The sequence below is a fragment of the Pectobacterium carotovorum genome, from assembly GCF_033898505.1.
Classification (GTDB): Bacteria; Pseudomonadota; Gammaproteobacteria; order Enterobacterales; family Enterobacteriaceae; genus Pectobacterium; species Pectobacterium carotovorum_J.
On record NZ_JAXAFK010000001.1, the window covers coordinates 1,372,870 to 1,389,210 of the forward strand.

Annotated in this window: 16 protein-coding genes and 1 other annotated feature; of the genes, 11 read left to right on the top strand and 5 right to left on the bottom strand. The window is 50.9% G+C overall.

Annotated elements, in window-relative coordinates:
• Positions 1–99: 99 nt before the first annotated feature.
• The 10 genes from R9X49_RS06015 (at position 100) to ihfA (ending at position 9,510) form a co-directional block, all read left to right on the top strand.
• On the top strand, positions 100–363 hold the full coding sequence (locus R9X49_RS06015; RefSeq protein ID WP_319847580.1) for a YebO family protein: 264 nt from the start codon (positions 100–102) through the stop codon (positions 361–363).
• A 126-nt stretch (positions 364–489) separates the two neighbouring features.
• The gene (locus tag R9X49_RS06020) at positions 490–1,890 is read left to right on the top strand and encodes an amino acid permease (protein WP_319847581.1); all 1,401 of its coding nucleotides are present in this window, start codon (positions 490–492) and stop codon (positions 1,888–1,890) included.
• Positions 1,891–2,275: 385 nt separating this feature from the next.
• Positions 2,276–4,204, top strand: a complete 1,929-nt coding sequence (gene thrS / locus R9X49_RS06025; protein ID WP_319847582.1) for a threonine--tRNA ligase — start codon at positions 2,276–2,278, stop codon at positions 4,202–4,204.
• 3 nt (positions 4,205–4,207) lie between these two features.
• Complete coding sequence (gene infC / locus R9X49_RS06030; protein ID WP_015840132.1) at positions 4,208–4,750, top strand: translation initiation factor IF-3; 543 nt, start codon at positions 4,208–4,210, stop codon at positions 4,748–4,750.
• Between the two features lie 113 nt (positions 4,751–4,863).
• Positions 4,864–5,061, top strand: a complete 198-nt coding sequence (rpmI, locus tag R9X49_RS06035) for a 50S ribosomal protein L35 (protein ID WP_010275699.1) — start codon at positions 4,864–4,866, stop codon at positions 5,059–5,061.
• 43 nt (positions 5,062–5,104) lie between these two features.
• A complete protein-coding gene (gene rplT / locus R9X49_RS06040; protein ID WP_005968887.1) occupies positions 5,105–5,461 on the top strand; it encodes a 50S ribosomal protein L20 in 357 nt (118 codons plus the stop codon).
• A 131-nt stretch (positions 5,462–5,592) separates the two neighbouring features.
• Positions 5,593–5,716 (top strand) — a sequence feature (Phe leader region).
• The gene (pheM, locus tag R9X49_RS06045; protein ID WP_106120997.1) at positions 5,598–5,642 is read left to right on the top strand and encodes a pheST operon leader peptide PheM; all 45 of its coding nucleotides are present in this window, start codon (positions 5,598–5,600) and stop codon (positions 5,640–5,642) included. (Overlaps the previous feature by 45 nt.)
• A gap of 107 nt (positions 5,717–5,823) precedes the next feature.
• On the top strand, positions 5,824–6,807 hold the full coding sequence (gene pheS / locus R9X49_RS06050; RefSeq protein ID WP_014915263.1) for a phenylalanine--tRNA ligase subunit alpha: 984 nt from the start codon (positions 5,824–5,826) through the stop codon (positions 6,805–6,807).
• Between the two features lie 14 nt (positions 6,808–6,821).
• Complete coding sequence (gene pheT / locus R9X49_RS06055) at positions 6,822–9,209, top strand: phenylalanine--tRNA ligase subunit beta (RefSeq protein WP_319847583.1); 2,388 nt, start codon at positions 6,822–6,824, stop codon at positions 9,207–9,209.
• A gap of 4 nt (positions 9,210–9,213) precedes the next feature.
• Positions 9,214–9,510, top strand: coding sequence for an integration host factor subunit alpha (ihfA, locus tag R9X49_RS06060; protein ID WP_009112984.1), 297 nt, complete (start codon positions 9,214–9,216; stop codon positions 9,508–9,510).
• A gap of 61 nt (positions 9,511–9,571) precedes the next feature.
• On the opposite strand, the gene R9X49_RS06065 is transcribed toward ihfA, so the two are convergent.
• The 4 genes from R9X49_RS06065 to nadE form a co-directional block, all read right to left on the bottom strand.
• On the bottom strand, positions 9,572–9,997 hold the full coding sequence (locus R9X49_RS06065) for a nitrous oxide-stimulated promoter family protein (protein WP_319847584.1): 426 nt from the start codon (positions 9,995–9,997) through the stop codon (positions 9,572–9,574).
• Positions 9,998–10,149: 152 nt separating this feature from the next.
• Complete coding sequence (locus R9X49_RS06070) at positions 10,150–11,868, bottom strand: ABC transporter ATP-binding protein (protein ID WP_319847585.1); 1,719 nt, start codon at positions 11,866–11,868, stop codon at positions 10,150–10,152.
• Positions 11,869–11,997: 129 nt separating this feature from the next.
• Entirely contained in the window at positions 11,998–12,885 is an 888-nt protein-coding gene (gene yddG, locus R9X49_RS06075; protein ID WP_319847586.1) for an aromatic amino acid DMT transporter YddG, read from the bottom strand.
• 95 nt (positions 12,886–12,980) lie between these two features.
• Positions 12,981–13,805 carry an ammonia-dependent NAD(+) synthetase gene (nadE, locus tag R9X49_RS06080; protein WP_319847587.1) on the bottom strand — a complete coding sequence of 275 codons (825 nt, stop codon included), beginning with the start codon at positions 13,803–13,805 and terminating at the stop codon, positions 12,981–12,983.
• Between the two features lie 226 nt (positions 13,806–14,031).
• On the opposite strand from nadE, the gene osmE reads away from it, so the two are divergent.
• Positions 14,032–14,361 carry an osmotically-inducible lipoprotein OsmE gene (gene osmE / locus R9X49_RS06085; RefSeq protein ID WP_180741123.1) on the top strand — a complete coding sequence of 110 codons (330 nt, stop codon included), beginning with the start codon at positions 14,032–14,034 and terminating at the stop codon, positions 14,359–14,361.
• Positions 14,362–14,480: 119 nt separating this feature from the next.
• Here osmE and R9X49_RS06090 read toward each other — a convergent pair whose 3' ends face one another.
• Positions 14,481–15,875, bottom strand: a complete 1,395-nt coding sequence (locus R9X49_RS06090) for an L-cystine transporter (RefSeq protein ID WP_181844179.1) — start codon at positions 15,873–15,875, stop codon at positions 14,481–14,483.
• Between the last annotated feature and the right edge of the window lie 466 nt (positions 15,876–16,341).

The following is a 16,341-nucleotide window of genomic DNA, read 5'->3' on the forward strand; positions in this document are numbered from 1 at the left end:
GATATGGGGAACGGATAGGGTTGGGTATCGAACTTGGCTACGTCACGGTGTTAAGATAGCCCACAGGTACTGTCATAAGTGGTTATAGGTGGAGTCGTTGTGAACATATTAGAAGTGGTTTTTGTCTTGCTGGTTGTGCTGCTGGCCGCACTGATCTGGTTTTTTGTTAATCGGGCGAGCGTCAGAGCGAATGAGCAAGTGAAATTGCTGCAAGAGATCGTAGAGCAGCAACGCCAGCAGTTAACGTTATTGAAAAAATTGCTGCCCCAGAATGCAGAGAAAAGTGAACCTGAAGCGCTTACCGCCGAGTTCGAGCGTGATGACGTGGAATTAACGTTTAAAAGTGTCATTCCTGAACGTTAATGGCGCCATCACTGTGTCGCGTTTAAACCCCTATCCCTTTGCCTGTTTGCGTCTCCTTCATACTGATGACGTGAGCTGGCATGGTTATAAAAATGAAGAAGGCTTTACAGGAAGCACAAAAACAACATGGCAAATGCGCAAAACAACATAGCAAACGATCAACAGGAACTGGTTTTAAAACGAGGGTTAAAAAACCGGCATATTCAACTGATAGCGCTGGGCGGCGCGATTGGTACCGGATTGTTTTTAGGGATATCGCAGACTATCCAAATGGCCGGGCCGTCCGTTTTATTGGGCTACGCTATTGCCGGAATGATTGCATTTCTGATCATGCGACAGCTGGGCGAGATGGTGGTGGAAGAGCCTGTAGCAGGCTCGTTCAGCCATTTTGCCTATAAATACTGGGGCGACTTTGCGGGCTTTCTGGCCGGTTGGAACTACTGGGCGATGTTTATTCTGGTAGGAATGGCTGAACTGACGGCAGTGGGGATTTATATCCAATACTGGTGGCCCGAGACGCCGACTTGGTTGTCCGCAGCGATATTTTTCGTACTCATTAACCTGATTAATCTGGTTAATGTGCGGATGTTTGGGGAAACGGAGTTCTGGTTCGCCATTATCAAAGTGCTGGCCATCGTCGGGATGATTGTCTTCGGCAGTTGGCTGCTGCTGAGTGGCAATGGCGGCGAAACGGCAACGGTGCGTAACTTATGGATCCATGGCGGATTCATGCCGAATGGCGCAAGTGGATTGATCATGGCTATGGCGGTGATCATGTTTTCATTCGGCGGTCTGGAATTGGTGGGTATCACCGCTGCAGAAGCTGCCGATCCGAAACGTTCTATTCCTCAGGCGACCAATCAGGTGGTCTATCGCATCCTGATTTTCTATATCGGTGCGCTGTCTATTTTGTTATCGCTTTATCCGTGGGGAAATGTCGTTGATGGCGGGAGCCCGTTTGTTCTTATCTTCCATGCGCTGAATAGCAATATGGTGGCAAACGTACTTAACATCGTGGTACTCACGGCGGCGTTATCGGTTTACAACAGCGGCGTGTATTGTAATAGCCGGATGCTGTACGGTTTGGCAAAGCAGGGGAATGCACCGAAGTCTCTCGCGAAGGTCAACGCGCGTGGTGTCCCCGTTCGTTCTATCGCGCTGTCAGCATTAGCGACATCGTTCGGTGTAGCGATCAACTACCTGATGCCAGGCAAAGCCTTTGAGCTGTTGATGGCGCTGGTGGTGTCGACGCTGGTAATTAACTGGATCATGATCTGCTTTGCACACCTGCGTTTCCGTCAGGCGATGATGGAGAAGGGGATTGTTCCTGCATTCAAAGCCTTCTGGTATCCGTGGGGCAACTACCTGTGTCTGGCGTTTTTGGCGGGGATTTTGGTGATTATGCTGCTGTCGCCGGGAATTCGCATTTCGGTAATTTTAATTCCGTTCTGGATTGCCGTTATTTGGCTTGGTTTCCGATTCTCCCGCAAAAATAACGCGGCGCTGAAGTCGGCGCAAACACAGTAAACACTTCCGTGGCCTGTTCATCATGCGGTAACGATGTGCAGGCTACCCATCCGGCTTTAATATACTCGTAATACTTCAAGTTTCATGTGCGTTGGCCGCGTTCACTCACCCGAATCATTTACCTGAGTAAGCTCATCGGGATTCCTTCTCTTGCCGCCTTCCTGAAACTCGAATTATTTGGAGTATACAGCACTTATAAGGTGTATTATTGTCCCCGACGTTATCCATGTCACGCTAGTGCACGCCTTTAGTCGTGTGCATCATGTGTATATATTTCACAGAGTACAGAGAAATAGCATGGTTAACACTTTTGATTTTCAATTGATATACGATTTTTTGCATGTGAGCTTTCGTGTGGCTCACCACTGTAAATAAGGGAATTATAATGCCAGTTATCACCCTTCCTGATGGAAGTCAGCGTCATTACGACCACGCCGTTTCTCCCCTGGATGTTGCTCTTGATATCGGTCCCGGTCTGGCAAAAGCCTGTATCGCCGGACGCGTCAACGGCGAGTTGGTTGACGCCAGCGATAAGATCGATACCGATGCGCAGTTAGCCATCATCACCGCCAAAGATGAAGCAGGTCTGGAAATCATTCGCCACTCCTGTGCGCACTTATTGGGTCATGCCATCAAGCAACTGTGGCCAGATACCAAAATGGCGATTGGTCCGGTTATCGATAACGGTTTTTACTATGACGTAGATATTGACCGTACCCTGACTCAGGAAGATATTGAGCTGCTCGAAAAGCGTATGCACGAGCTTGCTGACACCGACTATGACGTCGTTAAGAAGAAAGTCAGCTGGCAGGAAGCGCGCGATGCGTTCGCTGCGCGCGGTGAGACCTACAAAATGGCGATTCTGGATGAGAACATCAGTCGCGATGATCGTCCGGGTCTGTATCACCATGAAGAATACATCGATATGTGCCGTGGCCCGCACGTACCGAATATGCGTTTCTGCCACCATTTCAAATTGCAGAAAACGTCGGGCGCTTACTGGCGCGGCGACAGCAAAAATAAAATGCTGCAACGTATCTACGGCACGGCATGGGCGGACAAAAAGCAGTTGGCTTCTTACCTGCAACGTCTGGAAGAAGCAGCTAAGCGCGACCATCGCAAGATCGGTAAACAGCTGGACCTGTATCACATGCAGGAAGAAGCGCCGGGTATGGTGTTCTGGCACAATGACGGTTGGACAATCTTCCGCGAGCTGGAAGCATTTGTGCGCATGAAGCTGAAGTCGTACCAGTATCAGGAAGTAAAAGGTCCATTTATGATGGATCGCGTGATGTGGGAAAAAACCGGTCACTGGGAAAACTATAAAGAAGCGATGTTCACGACCTCATCAGAAAACCGTGAATACTGCATCAAGCCGATGAACTGCCCAGGTCACGTACAGATTTTCAATCAGGGATTGAAATCATACCGCGATCTGCCGCTGCGTATGGCTGAGTTCGGTAGCTGTCACCGTAATGAACCATCAGGCTCTCTGCATGGCTTGATGCGCGTGCGTGGCTTTACTCAGGACGATGCGCATATCTTCTGTACGGAAGAACAGGTTCGTGATGAAGTGAACAGCTGCATCAAGATGGTGTATGACATGTACAGCACCTTCGGTTTTGAAAAAATCGTGGTGAAACTGTCTACGCGTCCTGAAAAGCGTATCGGTAGCGATGAGATGTGGGATCGCGCTGAAGCCGATTTGGCCGCAGCATTGACTGAAAATAACATCGAATTTGACTATCAGCCGGGTGAAGGAGCGTTCTACGGTCCAAAAATTGAATTTACCCTGCATGACTGTTTGGATCGTGCGTGGCAGTGTGGTACGGTGCAACTCGACTTTTCATTACCGGGTCGCCTGAATGCGTCTTACGTTGGCGAAAGCAACGAACGTCAGGTGCCGGTTATGATTCACCGGGCTATTTTGGGATCAATGGAGCGTTTCATCGGTATTCTGACCGAAGAATTCGCCGGTTTCTTCCCAACCTGGTTAGCTCCGGTTCAAGTGGTGATTATGAATATCACCGATACCCAGTCTGATTATGTCAACGAATTGACCCGAAAACTGCAAGAAGCGGGCATTCGCGTAAAAGCAGACTTGAGAAATGAGAAGATAGGCTTTAAAATCCGCGAGCACACTTTACGGCGGGTTCCCTATATGCTGGTTTGTGGCGACAAAGAAGTTGAGGCAGGAAAAGTTGCTGTCCGTACTCGTCGCGGTAAAGACCTGGGGAGCCTGGATGTCAGTGAAGTCATCAGTAAGCTGCAGCAAGAGATTCGCAGCCGTAGTCTTCATCAATTGGAGGAATAAGGTATTAAAGGCGGAAAACGAGTTCAACCGGCGCGTCCTAATCGCATCAACAGAGAAATTCGCGCACATGAGGTACGCCTGACGGGCGTCGAAGGCGAACAGCTTGGCATTGTCAGTCTGAATGAAGCATTAGAAAAAGCCGAGGAAGCAGGTGTTGATTTAGTTGAAATCAGTCCGAACGCCGAGCCGCCGGTTTGCCGAATCATGGATTACGGCAAGTTCCTCTATGAGAAGAGTAAGGCCACAAAGGAACAGAAGAAGAAGCAAAAAGTTATTCAGGTCAAGGAAATCAAATTCCGACCTGGTACCGATGATGGCGACTATCAGGTCAAACTACGCAACCTGATTCGCTTTCTGGAAGATGGTGACAAAGCCAAAATTACACTGCGTTTCCGCGGTCGTGAAATGGCGCACCAACAGATTGGTATCGAAGTGCTTAACCGCGTTCGTGACGATCTGAGTGAACTGGCAGTCGTCGAGTCCTTCCCAACGAAGATCGAAGGCCGTCAGATGATCATGGTGCTAGCACCGAAGAAGAAACAGTAAGGCACTCAAGTAACAGAACCGCGCTGCTTTTATCTTGCGCTAAGCAATAAATTTGTGCGGTTTTGTTCGCCTTATCTGATTCGTTTTATTAACAATGCGAAGTGGAAATAAAAATGCCAAAGATTAAAACAGTACGTGGCGCCGCTAAACGCTTCAAAAAAACCGCCAGCGGTGGTTTCAAGCGTAAGCATGCTAACCTGCGTCATATTCTGACCAAAAAGTCAACTAAGCGTAAACGTCACCTGCGTCCAAAAGGTCTGGTCTCCAAAGGGGATCTGGGTCTTGTTATCGCATGTCTGCCGTACGCATAAGTAACCTTTTTTTAATTCAGAATAAGACTTTAGGAGAGAGCATATGGCTCGCGTAAAACGTGGTGTAGTTGCCCGTGCACGTCACAAGAAAATATTGAAACAAGCGAAAGGTTACTACGGTGCCCGTTCGCGCGTTTATCGTGTTGCCTTCCAGGCAGTAATCAAAGCTGGCCAGTACGCTTACCGCGACCGTCGTCAACGTAAACGTCAATTCCGTCAGCTGTGGATTGCACGTATCAATGCAGCAGCCCGTCAAAACGGCTTGTCTTACAGCAAATTCATCAACGGCCTGAAAAAAGCCTCTGTTGAAATTGACCGTAAGATTCTGGCTGATATCGCAGTATTCGACAAATTAGCGTTCAGCGCTCTGGTCGAAAAAGCGAAAGCAGCACTGGCGTAAGTCAGTTGAGAGAGGGAGCTTTAGCTCCCTCTTTTCGTCAGGCGTCACAGATTTTTTATTGATCTAAACCCTTTTTTATTCACAAGGCTGCTTGTGATTCTCAAGACTGTGATTCTCAAGACAAGGTAACGCAAGTATGAATGCTGCTATTTTCCGTTTCTTTTTTTACTTTAGCGCCTGAACTCAGGGGGCTTTGCGCGTAAGAAAAGAAACGAAAAGTAGCGCTTAAGCCTCCCTAAGGGAGGCTTTTTTGTTTACGATAATCGGTTTTTGCTATTGTTTTTAGTAATATTTATCGCTTTAGTAAAACGATATTCTTCAATCATGACCGTTGGCCACATAGGCAGAAAAAGAGGAACACAATGCCACATCTCGCAGAGCTGGTTGCTAAAGCCAGAACAGCTATAGAAGAGGCCCAGGATGTTGCCGCACTGGAAAATGTGCGTGTCGAATATCTGGGTAAAAAAGGTCACTTAACCCTTCAGATGACCTCGCTGCGCGAGTTGCCGGCTGAAGAACGTCCTGCTGCAGGTGCCGTCATTAATCAGGCTAAGCAAGACGTTCAGGACGCGCTGAATGCCCGTAAGCACATGCTGGAGTCCGCGGAGTTAAATGCGCGTCTGGCGCAGGAAACCATCGATGTATCCCTGCCGGGCCGCACTATTGAGAACGGCGGTCTGCATCCGGTGACGCGTACCATCGATCGCATTGAGACCTTTTTCGGCGAGCTGGGTTTTTCAGTCGTAACTGGGCCAGAAATCGAAGACGACTATCATAACTTTGATGCGCTGAATATTCCTGGGCATCACCCTGCGCGTGCTGACCACGACACGTTCTGGTTCGATGCGACACGCCTGCTGCGTACGCAGACTTCTGGCGTTCAGATTCGCACGATGGAAAAACAGCAGCCGCCGATTCGTATCATTGCGCCGGGTCGCGTTTATCGTAACGATTACGATCAGACCCACACGCCTATGTTTCATCAGATGGAAGGGTTGATCGTCGATAAAGACATCAGCTTCACCAATCTGAAAGGTACGCTGCATGATTTCCTGCGTAATTTCTTTGAGGAAGATTTGCAGGTTCGCTTCCGTCCGTCTTATTTCCCGTTTACCGAACCGTCTGCTGAAGTGGACGTAATGGGTAAAAACGGCAAATGGCTGGAAGTACTGGGTTGCGGCATGGTGCACCCGAATGTCCTGCGTAATGTCGGTATCGATCCAGAAGTCTATTCCGGTTTCGCGTTCGGTATGGGTATGGAGCGTCTGACGATGCTGCGCTATGGCGTGACCGATCTGCGTGCATTCTTCGAAAACGATCTGCGTTTCCTCAAACAGTTTAAGTAAGGCGGGTATACATCATGAAATTCAGTGAACTCTGGTTACGCGAGTGGGTAAACCCGGCGGTTGACAGTGAAACGCTATCCGAACAAATCACGATGGCAGGGCTGGAAGTGGATGGTGTTGAGCCTGTTGCTGGCGCATTCCACGGCGTGGTTGTCGGTGAAGTGGTTGAATGTGGACAGCACCCGAACGCAGACAAACTGCGTGTGACGAAAGTTAATGTAGGCGGCGATCGCCTACTGGACATCGTCTGTGGCGCGCCGAACTGTCGTCAGGGGCTGAAAGTGGCGGTGGCGACGGTAGGTGCCGTGTTGCCGGGCGATTTCAAAATTAAAGCGGCCAAACTGCGTGGTGAGCCGTCTGAAGGCATGCTGTGCTCATTTTCCGAATTGGGTATTTCCGATGATCACGATGGCATCATCGAACTGCCAGCAGATGCGCCGATAGGCACGGATATTCGTGACTATCTGAAGCTGGATGACAACGCGATTGAAATCAGCGTGACGCCAAACCGTGCTGATTGCCTCGGTATCATCGGCGTGGCGCGTGATGTGGCCGTGTTGAACCAGTTAGCATTGAATGAACCGGCTATTGAGCCCGTTGCCGCAATGATTCAGGATACGTTCCCGATTCAGGTTGATGCGCCGCAGGCATGCCCGCGTTACTTAGGTCGTGTGGTGAAAGGTATCAACGTTAAGGCAGCAACGCCGCTGTGGATGCGTGAAAAACTGCGCCGCTGTGGGATTCGCTCTATCGACCCAGTTGTTGACGTGACGAACTACGTCCTGCTGGAACTCGGACAGCCGATGCACGCATTCGATCTCGACCGCCTCAATGGTGGCATCATCGTGCGTATGGCGAAAGAGGGCGAAGCGCTGACGCTGCTGGATGGCAACGAAGCGAAGCTGAATGCGGATACACTGGTGATCGCTGACCAGCAGCATGCGCTGGCAATGGGCGGTATCTTTGGCGGCGAGCATTCTGGCGTCAATGACGCTACGCAAAACGTTCTGCTGGAATGTGCCTATTTTAATCCGCTGTCGATTACCGGACGCGCACGTCGCCACGGTTTGCACACCGATGCTTCCCACCGCTACGAGCGTGGCGTCGATCCGGCATTGCAGCACAAAGCGATTGAGCGCGCGACTCGCCTGCTGATCGATATCTGTGGCGGTGAAGCAGGCCCGGTTGTTGATGTGACCAGCACGGCAGACCTGCCGACGCGTGCAACGATTACGCTGCGTCGTGAGAAGTTGGATCGTCTGATTGGACATGTGATTGCCGATGAGCAGGTTAGCGATATCCTGCAACGTCTGGGCTGTAATGTCGTGAAGACCGACGCAGGTTGGCAGGCGACGGCACCAAGCTGGCGTTTTGACATGGAAATTGAAGAAGATCTGGTTGAAGAAGTCGCGCGTATTTACGGCTACAACAACATTCCGAATATTCCGACTCAGGCGCCGTTGATCATGACCTCGCATCGCGAAGCGTCACTGTCATTGAAGCGTGTGAAGACATTATTAGTCGATCACGGCTATCAGGAAGCAATTACTTACAGTTTTGTTGACCCGAAAATTCAGGGATTAATCCACCCTGATGAAGCGTCGTTGAGCCTGCCGAGCCCGATTTCCGCGGAAATGTCGGTGATGCGTTTGTCGCTGTGGAGCGGCTTGCTGAGCGCGGCGGTGTACAACCAGAACCGTCAACAAAGCCGTCTGCGCCTGTTTGAAAGCGGGCTGCGTTTTGTTCCGGACAGCAGTGCTGACCTGGGTATTCGTCAGGATCTGATGCTGGCGGGAGTGATTACCGGTACGCGTTATGAAGAGCATTGGGATCTGGCGCGTCAGGCTGTTGACTTCTATGATTTAAAAGGCGATTTAGAAGCTGTACTGGCATTGACGGGCAAGCTGTCTGAAATCGAATTCAAGGCCGAAAATAATCCGGCATTGCATCCGGGACAAAGTGCTGCTATTTATCTGGGCGAAGAACGTATTGGATTTATTGGCGTTATTCACCCAGAACTGGAGCGCAAGTTGGATCTCAACGGGCGCACCGTAGTGTTCGAACTGTTGTGGGATAAGGTTGCAGACCGCGTATTGCCTGAGGCGAACGAGGTTTCCCGCTTCCCAGCGAACCGTCGTGATATTGCCGTTGTGGTCGCTGAAAATGTCCCCGCAGGAGATATTTTGGCCGAGTGTAAGAAAGTTGGCGCAAATCAGTTAGTTGGCGTAAACTTATTCGACGTGTACCGAGGGAAGGGCGTAGCGGAAGGTTATAAGAGTCTGGCTATCAGTCTGACCCTGCAAGATACCACGCGTACACTGGCAGAAGAGGAAATTGCCGCTACCGTTGCAGAATGCGTAGCAGCATTAAAACAGCGATTCCAAGCATCCTTGAGGGATTGAACCTATGGCGCTTACTAAAGCTGAAATGTCAGAATACCTGTTTGAGAAGCTCGGGCTGAGCAAACGGGATGCCAAAGAGCTAGTCGAGCTGTTTTTTGAAGAAGTTCGTCGCGCTTTGGAAAATGGCGAGCAGGTCAAGTTGTCGGGTTTTGGCAATTTTGATTTGCGAGACAAGAACCAACGTCCGGGACGTAACCCAAAAACTGGCGAAGATATTCCGATTACGGCGCGCCGTGTGGTCACGTTCCGTCCGGGGCAAAAGCTAAAAAGCAGGGTAGAGAACGCCTCTCCCAAAGAGTAACAGTGTCACCCAAAAAGGCCGCGCAAGCGGCCTTTTCCTATTTGATTCGTCTTCACCTTACCTATTTCAACGCAGGGTCGGTATCCGTCGGGGCAGTTTGCTGCGCGGCTAAACGGGTTGCCCGCTCGGTTGACGCTTTTGACGCTGCTTCTTTTTTCGGATAATCCGGTACCGGCCGATGATCGTCAATCAAGTGGCGTATTGCCAGAATGGGATGGCGTAACAGCATCCGCGGCCCCGACCAGCGCATAATCGCTTTTATCGCTTCGCGTCTGGCGGGCTGATAGCAGTGGATAGGGCAATGCTTACAGGCGGGTTTTTCTTCGCCAAAATGGCAGCGCTCCAAGCGCTTGATGGCATAGTTGAATAAGTCTCTATACTGCGCGCTATCACCGGTTTCAGGGTGGTGTTTTTCATACAATTCGATCATCAACCCGACGGTACGGATCTCCCGCTGTCGGTATTTTCCCAGGGGTTTTCTCGCCATGTACGTCATGTCCTGATGAAATCATAATAGGTGCATTTTAAATGCAATTTATTGCAAAGGGAACCACTGAAGTCACATCTATGCGTAAAAGGCAGAGAGAAAAAGACGGAAAGAAAAAGGCGAGGATAAACCTCGCCGAAGGAAGAGAAAAATCAGGCCTGACCGAACTGTGCCTGATGTAACCGGGCATAGATACCGCTTTGTTCCAGCAGTACCTGATGGCTGCCTTGCTCAATGATGCTGCCGTTATCCACCACCACAATGCGTCCGGCATTCTGTATGGTGGCTAGTCTGTGGGCGATGACCAACGTGGTACGCCCTGCGGAAAGTTCGCTGAGTGACTGTTGTATTGCCTGCTCTGTTGCCGTATCCAGCGCGGATGTGGCTTCGTCAAGAATCAGGATAGGCGGGTTTTTCAGGAAGATGCGCGCAATAGATAAACGCTGTTTTTGCCCGCCCGACAGTTTAACGCCACGTTCGCCGACCACGGTATCCAACCCATCAGGTAGATTCTCGATCAGTTCATCTAACCGTGCACGCCGTGCGGTTTCCATGATTTCATCATCGTTGGCATTAAGTTTACCGTAGGCGATATTTTCCCGGATGGTGCCGCCGAACAGGAAGACATCCTGCTGCACGATGCCAATTTGGCCACGCAGCGATGCCTGCGTCATCTGACGGATATCCATGCCGTCAATGGTGATGGCTCCGCTGGTTAAATCGTAGAAGCGGGGAAGCAGAGAACAAAGCGTGGTTTTGCCTGCGCCGGACGGACCGACGAATGCCACGGTTTCTCCGGCACGAATCGACAGATCGATATTACGGAGAATCGGGCGTTCGGCGGAATAGCCAAAGCTCACTTGATTAAACCGGATATCGCCTTTCAACGGCCCGGCATCATGCGCATCAGGAGCATCGGCAATCTCGGGAACGGTATCGATCAATTGGGTAAAGCGCTTGAAGCCCGCAATGCCTTTGGGGTAACTCTCCAACACCGAGGTAATCTTGGCTACCGGGCGGAAGAATACTTCAATCAGCAACAGGAAGCCGATAAAACCGCCGTAGCTGAGTTCACCCTGAATGACATACCAGATACCTGCCAGCATCACGATAAGTTGTATCAGGCGCGTGCTGAGGTAGCTGAGCGTCATGCTGGCGGTCATGATGCGATACGCCTGTAATTTGGTCCGGCGGTAATTTTCGTTATCGTTGGAGAACAGTTTCTTCTCATGCGCTTCATTAGCAAACGCTTTAACGACGCGGATACCCCCAACGCTCTCTTCAATGCGGGCGTTAAAGTTACCAACCTGACCGAATAGCTGACGCCAGGTTTCCGTCATGCGCGCACCATAGCGGCTGACGAGATACGTCATGAACGGCACGATAATAATCGTGAGCAACGCCAGATTCAGGTGAACCGTCGCCATCAGGATGAACGCACCAATAAACGTCATGATCGCGAGAAAGAGGTCTTCTGGACCGTGGTGGGCGATTTCCCCGACTTCTTCCAGATCTTTGGTGACGTGGGTGATGATATGGCCGGTCTTCATATTGTCGTAGTAACGGAACGGCAAATTTTGCAGATGTTCAAATGCCTGCCGCCGCATATCGGTTTCAATACCCACGCCTAGCGCATGTCCCCAATAGTTGACGATGGCCATCAGCGCGGTATTCAGCAGGTAGACTGCCAATAGTGCCACCGACGCTAATAGGATCAGCGACCAGTCCTGAGCCGGTAACAGTTTGTCGATGAACGCCTTAATCGCCATCGGAAACCCTAATTCAAGCAGGCCTGCGATAATGGCACAGCCGAAATCGAGGACGAATAACCCTTTGTATGGGGAATAGTACGAAAAGAAACGCCTTAACATGTGTGACTTTTTTAGGTAACGAAATGTGGAGGTGACTATAACAGGTTAGCGAAAAGAATGTGACCGCGGGCAAATTAAGGTTTTATTGGCCGGGAAACGCCAGCAGAAAGCGCGGGGGACGACAGCGGATCAGGTCGTGGGCGACCGTGTCGCATACCAGCAGAGTAGTGAACCTGCGGTGACCATGGCGACGCCTTGCCAGAATGAAATAGCGGGCGTGATGTTGAGCCAGAGTGCAGCAAGAAACGTGGAAAGCACGGGCGTAAAATAGGACGCGGTTGCCAGCAGCGTCAGGTTGCCATGTTGAATACCGATATTCCAGGCGGAATAGGCCAACGCGGTCGATGCGCCCATAAAGATCAGTTGCAGCGCACTCGGTAAGGTTAATGAAATCGTACCTTCAGTACTGAAGGAATACTGAATCCATAGCACGAGGGATGAGACGAAAAAGAACAGCGATACACCGCTTTTTCCCTGCGCATAGCGCTTGGTGATATTGCAGTAGAGCGCCCAGGTCAGGGCCGCAGAAAACGCCAGACTGTAGGCTAGCGGGTTAGCAAGAATATTGTTCCACAGTAGCGTTGGCGTCCAGTTACTGTCCCCTTTCATTATCCACACAATGCCGCCCAGCGAGAGTGCGAGGCCGGGCCAGAGCAGAAAACGGCTTTTTTGCTGATTGATAAAAAGCGAAAAGAATATGGTCAAACTGGGCCACAAATAGTTAATCATCCCTATTTCTATCGCCTGCATGCGGCTATCCGCTAACCCGATGGAGAGAGACAGAAATATCTCGTAGCAGACAAACATTGCACCGCCTGCGCACAAATAGACCCGGGGCAGCGTTTTAATGCGGGGAAGGCCATAAAAAGCCAGTAGACATAGCGTGCTGGTGGAATAAATCATCGCCGCGCCGCCGATGGGGCCAAGTGCTTCTGTCAGGCTGCGGATCAGCCCGACGGATGTGCTCCATAGAACGATTGCCAGTAAGCCCGTGAGCGTGGCGCGCTGTGGTGCCATATTTATTCCTGTCATTCTTCCAATTATCTGTGCAGAAGAAATCAAGAGCAAACCGGACGCCGTTATCCGCGTCCGGTGGTGCTCACCGCGAGGGTTTACCGCCAGAAGTCATCAAAAACGGTAATCGGCGGACGGCGCTTGTGTTCGGTTTTGCGATACCAGTTTTCGATAATGGCCGCATCGTTCGCATCGATCTGTTTGCCTTCCAGATAGTCGTCGATCTTTTCATAGGTGACGCCCAGCGCGACTTCATCGGGGAGAGACGGACGGTCTTCTTCCAGATCGGCGGTGGGCGCTTTGGTATAAAGATGAGAAGGGCAGCCCAGTTCACGTAGCAGCGCTTTGCCCTGACGCTTGTTCAGTCGGAAAATCGGATTGATATCGGTACCGCCATCACCGTATTTGGTGAAGAAGCCCGTTACCGCCTCTGCCGCATGATCGGTGCCGACGACCAACCCAGCGTTCATTCCCGCAATACTGTACTGCGCTTTCATGCGCTCTCTGGCTTTCTCGTTGCCTTTTACAAAATCGGACAGCTCTACGCCAATGGCACGCAAGGTAGCTTCACTGGCCTCAATGGCGGGTTTGATGTTGACGGTTAATACGCGGTCCGGTTGGATAAAGGCGATGGCGTCCTGACAGTCGGCTTCATCCGCCTGTACGCCGTAAGGCAGTCGAACGGCGATGAACTGATAGCGTACGTTTCCCGTCTCATTGCGTAATTCCGTGATAGCCGTCTGACACAGTTTGCCGGTCAGCGTGGAATCCTGACCGCCGCTAATACCCAAAACGAGCGACGTAACGAACGGGTGCGCATTCAGATAATTCTTTAAAAAATCAACGCTAACACGGATTTCCTGTGCTGGATCGATGCTGCTTTTCACTCCCAACGCAGTGATAATGTCGTTTTGTAATGACATGCCATCCCCCTCCTGAACTTATTGATACTGCAAAAGAATTATTACGATTGCCTGAGTGTAAAACGAATTGGCGTGAAGAAAAAGAACAAGCTGTCAGGTAGTCATTTTCCCTATAGATAACCCGTTTTTGACTATCGGCCAAGATGTTACATACCCGCGTTATGATTTGAAAAAGTGGTCGCCGCCGACTAGCCTTAGGGTGACCCATTAATAATGAGGTGATGACATGAAGAATAACAGATTACTGGTATGTATTGCGGCAGCGGGTGCTGTCATGCTGGCGGGATGTTCGGCTTATAACAAGGCAGAAAGCTATGTTAATGAGCCCGTGGTGAAAGATGTGAAGGTGGGAATGACGAAGCAGCAGGTTCATCAACTCGCAGGCAGCGGAATGGAAAGGCGTCTGGTGAATGCCAAGGGAACCTGTAGTGATTATCTGCTGAAAAACCGCGATGGCACCGCGCAGAACTATTTCGTGAGCTACAACGACACTGGACATGTTCTCAATAAAGGCTTCCAGAGCTGCCAGGCTTACGACACTAATCCACAGCGCTAAGTCACCTGACTGTACGATATCGTCATAAAAAAACGTAGGATGACGGACAAGGATGTCCGCCATAAAAAAACGCCGACAGCATCAGCCGTCGGCGTTTTCTTTTGCATGGCAAACGTGGCTTAGCGATGCGTCAGCTCAGCGTCATCCTGCGCGTTGAAAACCGTTTTATCTGTTTGCTTCATCAACTGGCTGGTGACGGTACCGGCCGTCATCGAACCGCTGACGTTAAGCGCCGTACGGCCCATATCGATAAGCGGTTCAATGGAGATCAGCAGCGCAACGAGGGTCACCGGCAGCCCCATTGCAGGCAGGACGATTAACGCAGCAAAGGTTGCGCCGCCGCCCACACCGGCTACGCCGGCAGAACTGATTGTGACGATACCAACCAGCGTCGCGATCCAGACGGGATCCAACGGGTTAATGCCGACCGTCGGCGCAACCATGACGGCCAGCATCGCCGGGTAAAGCCCTGCACAGCCGTTCTGACCGATTGTCGTACCGAAAGAGGCGGCAAAGCTGGCGATAGATTGCGGTACGCCAATACGGCGCGTTTGTGCCTCAATACTGAGTGGGATCGTCGCTGCGCTGGAACGGCTGGTAAACGCGAACGTCAGCACCGGCCAGACTTTACGGTAAAAACGTGCTGGATTGATACCAGTGAAAGACAGAATCAGTGCATGGACACCGAACATAATCGCCAGCCCCAGATAGGACGCGACAACAAAGCTGCCCAGCTTGAGGATGTCTTGCAGGTTAGAACTGGCAACCATTTTGGTCATTAACGCCATGACGCCGTAAGGGGTCAATTTCATCACCAGACGAACGAGCTTCATCACCCAGGATTGCAGTGTGTCAATGGCGGTTAAAACACGTTCGCCTTTCACTGCGTCATCTTTCAGTAGTTGCAGAGCCGCAACGCCAAGGAACGCTGCGAAGACGACGATGCTGATGATGGAAGTCGGGTTCGCGCCAGTCAGCTCAGCAAACGGGTTTTTAGGAATGAATGACAGGATAAGCTGAGGAACGTTAAGGTCAGCAACTTTGCCAGCATAGTTGTTTTCAATCGCCGTTAATCGCGCGGTTTCCTGCGCGCCTTGTACCAGTCCGGTCGCCGTCAGGCCAAACAGGTTAGTCACAAAGACGCCAACCAGCGCAGAAATTAACGTGGTGATCAACAGGGTGGAAAGGGTCAATAGGCTGATTTTCCCTAATGACGACGCATTATGCAGCTTGGCAACGGAATTCAGAATGGAGATAAAGACCAGCGGCATGACGATCATCTGTAACAACTGCACATAGCCATTACCGACAATATTAAACCATGAGATGGACTGTTTGATGACCGGGTTGTCGCCGCCATAAATCAGATGCAGCGCCAGGCCAAATAGCACCCCGACAACCAAGCCCAGCAACACTTTCTTTGCCAGACTCCAGGAGGCGTTACGGCTGGCATAACCGAGTCCGAGTAGTAATACGACAAATAGCAGAATATTTATGAGTAGCGGAAAATTCATCCGGCTTTTCTCCCTATCAGTGAATCGCACCACATTGCCCGCAACCCAGCGCAGCAGCGTAAGTAGGTGGAGGCAGTGTGATTTTTTGCGATAAAAAATAACAAACGCGCACAGGATAGCAGGTCTTTTGCCATCATGTTACAGAGATATGTCTATACCCGTCATACTTCAAGCCGCATGTGCGTTGGCTACGCTCAAATACTCGGCCCGTCGTGGGCCTCGCCCTGAAGGGCCGCTGCAAGCAGCGTTCAAATCTGCTCCTGGCAGATTTGTCACCCGAATCACTTACCTGAGTAAGCTCATCGGGATTAAATGAGAGACATCCTGTCTCTCACCGGAGGCCAGCCTTTGGCTGGTCAAATTCGTTCCCAACGAATTTGTCCTTCTCTTGCCGCGTTATTCGGCCTTATGGCCTCACCCCTTCGGGGTCAGCGCAAGCGCTGTTCAAAACGCTAGCGTTTTGTCC

Coding starts and splice junctions, on each gene's coding strand:
- thrS (WP_319847582.1), top strand. CDS start 2,276: ATGCCAGTTATCACCCTTCCTGATGGAAGTCAGCGTCATTACGACCAC.
- ihfA (WP_009112984.1), top strand. CDS start 9,214: ATGGCGCTTACTAAAGCTGAAATGTCAGAATACCTGTTTGAGAAGCTC.
- yddG (WP_319847586.1), bottom strand. CDS start 12,885: ATGGCACCACAGCGCGCCACGCTCACGGGCTTACTGGCAATCGTTCTA.
- R9X49_RS06065 (WP_319847584.1), bottom strand. CDS start 9,997: ATGGCGAGAAAACCCCTGGGAAAATACCGACAGCGGGAGATCCGTACC.
- R9X49_RS06070 (WP_319847585.1), bottom strand. CDS start 11,868: ATGTTAAGGCGTTTCTTTTCGTACTATTCCCCATACAAAGGGTTATTC.
- pheS (WP_014915263.1), top strand. CDS start 5,824: ATGCCACATCTCGCAGAGCTGGTTGCTAAAGCCAGAACAGCTATAGAA.
- R9X49_RS06090 (WP_181844179.1), bottom strand. CDS start 15,875: ATGAATTTTCCGCTACTCATAAATATTCTGCTATTTGTCGTATTACTA.
- osmE (WP_180741123.1), top strand. CDS start 14,032: ATGAAGAATAACAGATTACTGGTATGTATTGCGGCAGCGGGTGCTGTC.
- pheT (WP_319847583.1), top strand. CDS start 6,822: ATGAAATTCAGTGAACTCTGGTTACGCGAGTGGGTAAACCCGGCGGTT.
- rplT (WP_005968887.1), top strand. CDS start 5,105: ATGGCTCGCGTAAAACGTGGTGTAGTTGCCCGTGCACGTCACAAGAAA.
- R9X49_RS06020 (WP_319847581.1), top strand. CDS start 490: ATGGCAAATGCGCAAAACAACATAGCAAACGATCAACAGGAACTGGTT.
- nadE (WP_319847587.1), bottom strand. CDS start 13,805: ATGTCATTACAAAACGACATTATCACTGCGTTGGGAGTGAAAAGCAGC.
- rpmI (WP_010275699.1), top strand. CDS start 4,864: ATGCCAAAGATTAAAACAGTACGTGGCGCCGCTAAACGCTTCAAAAAA.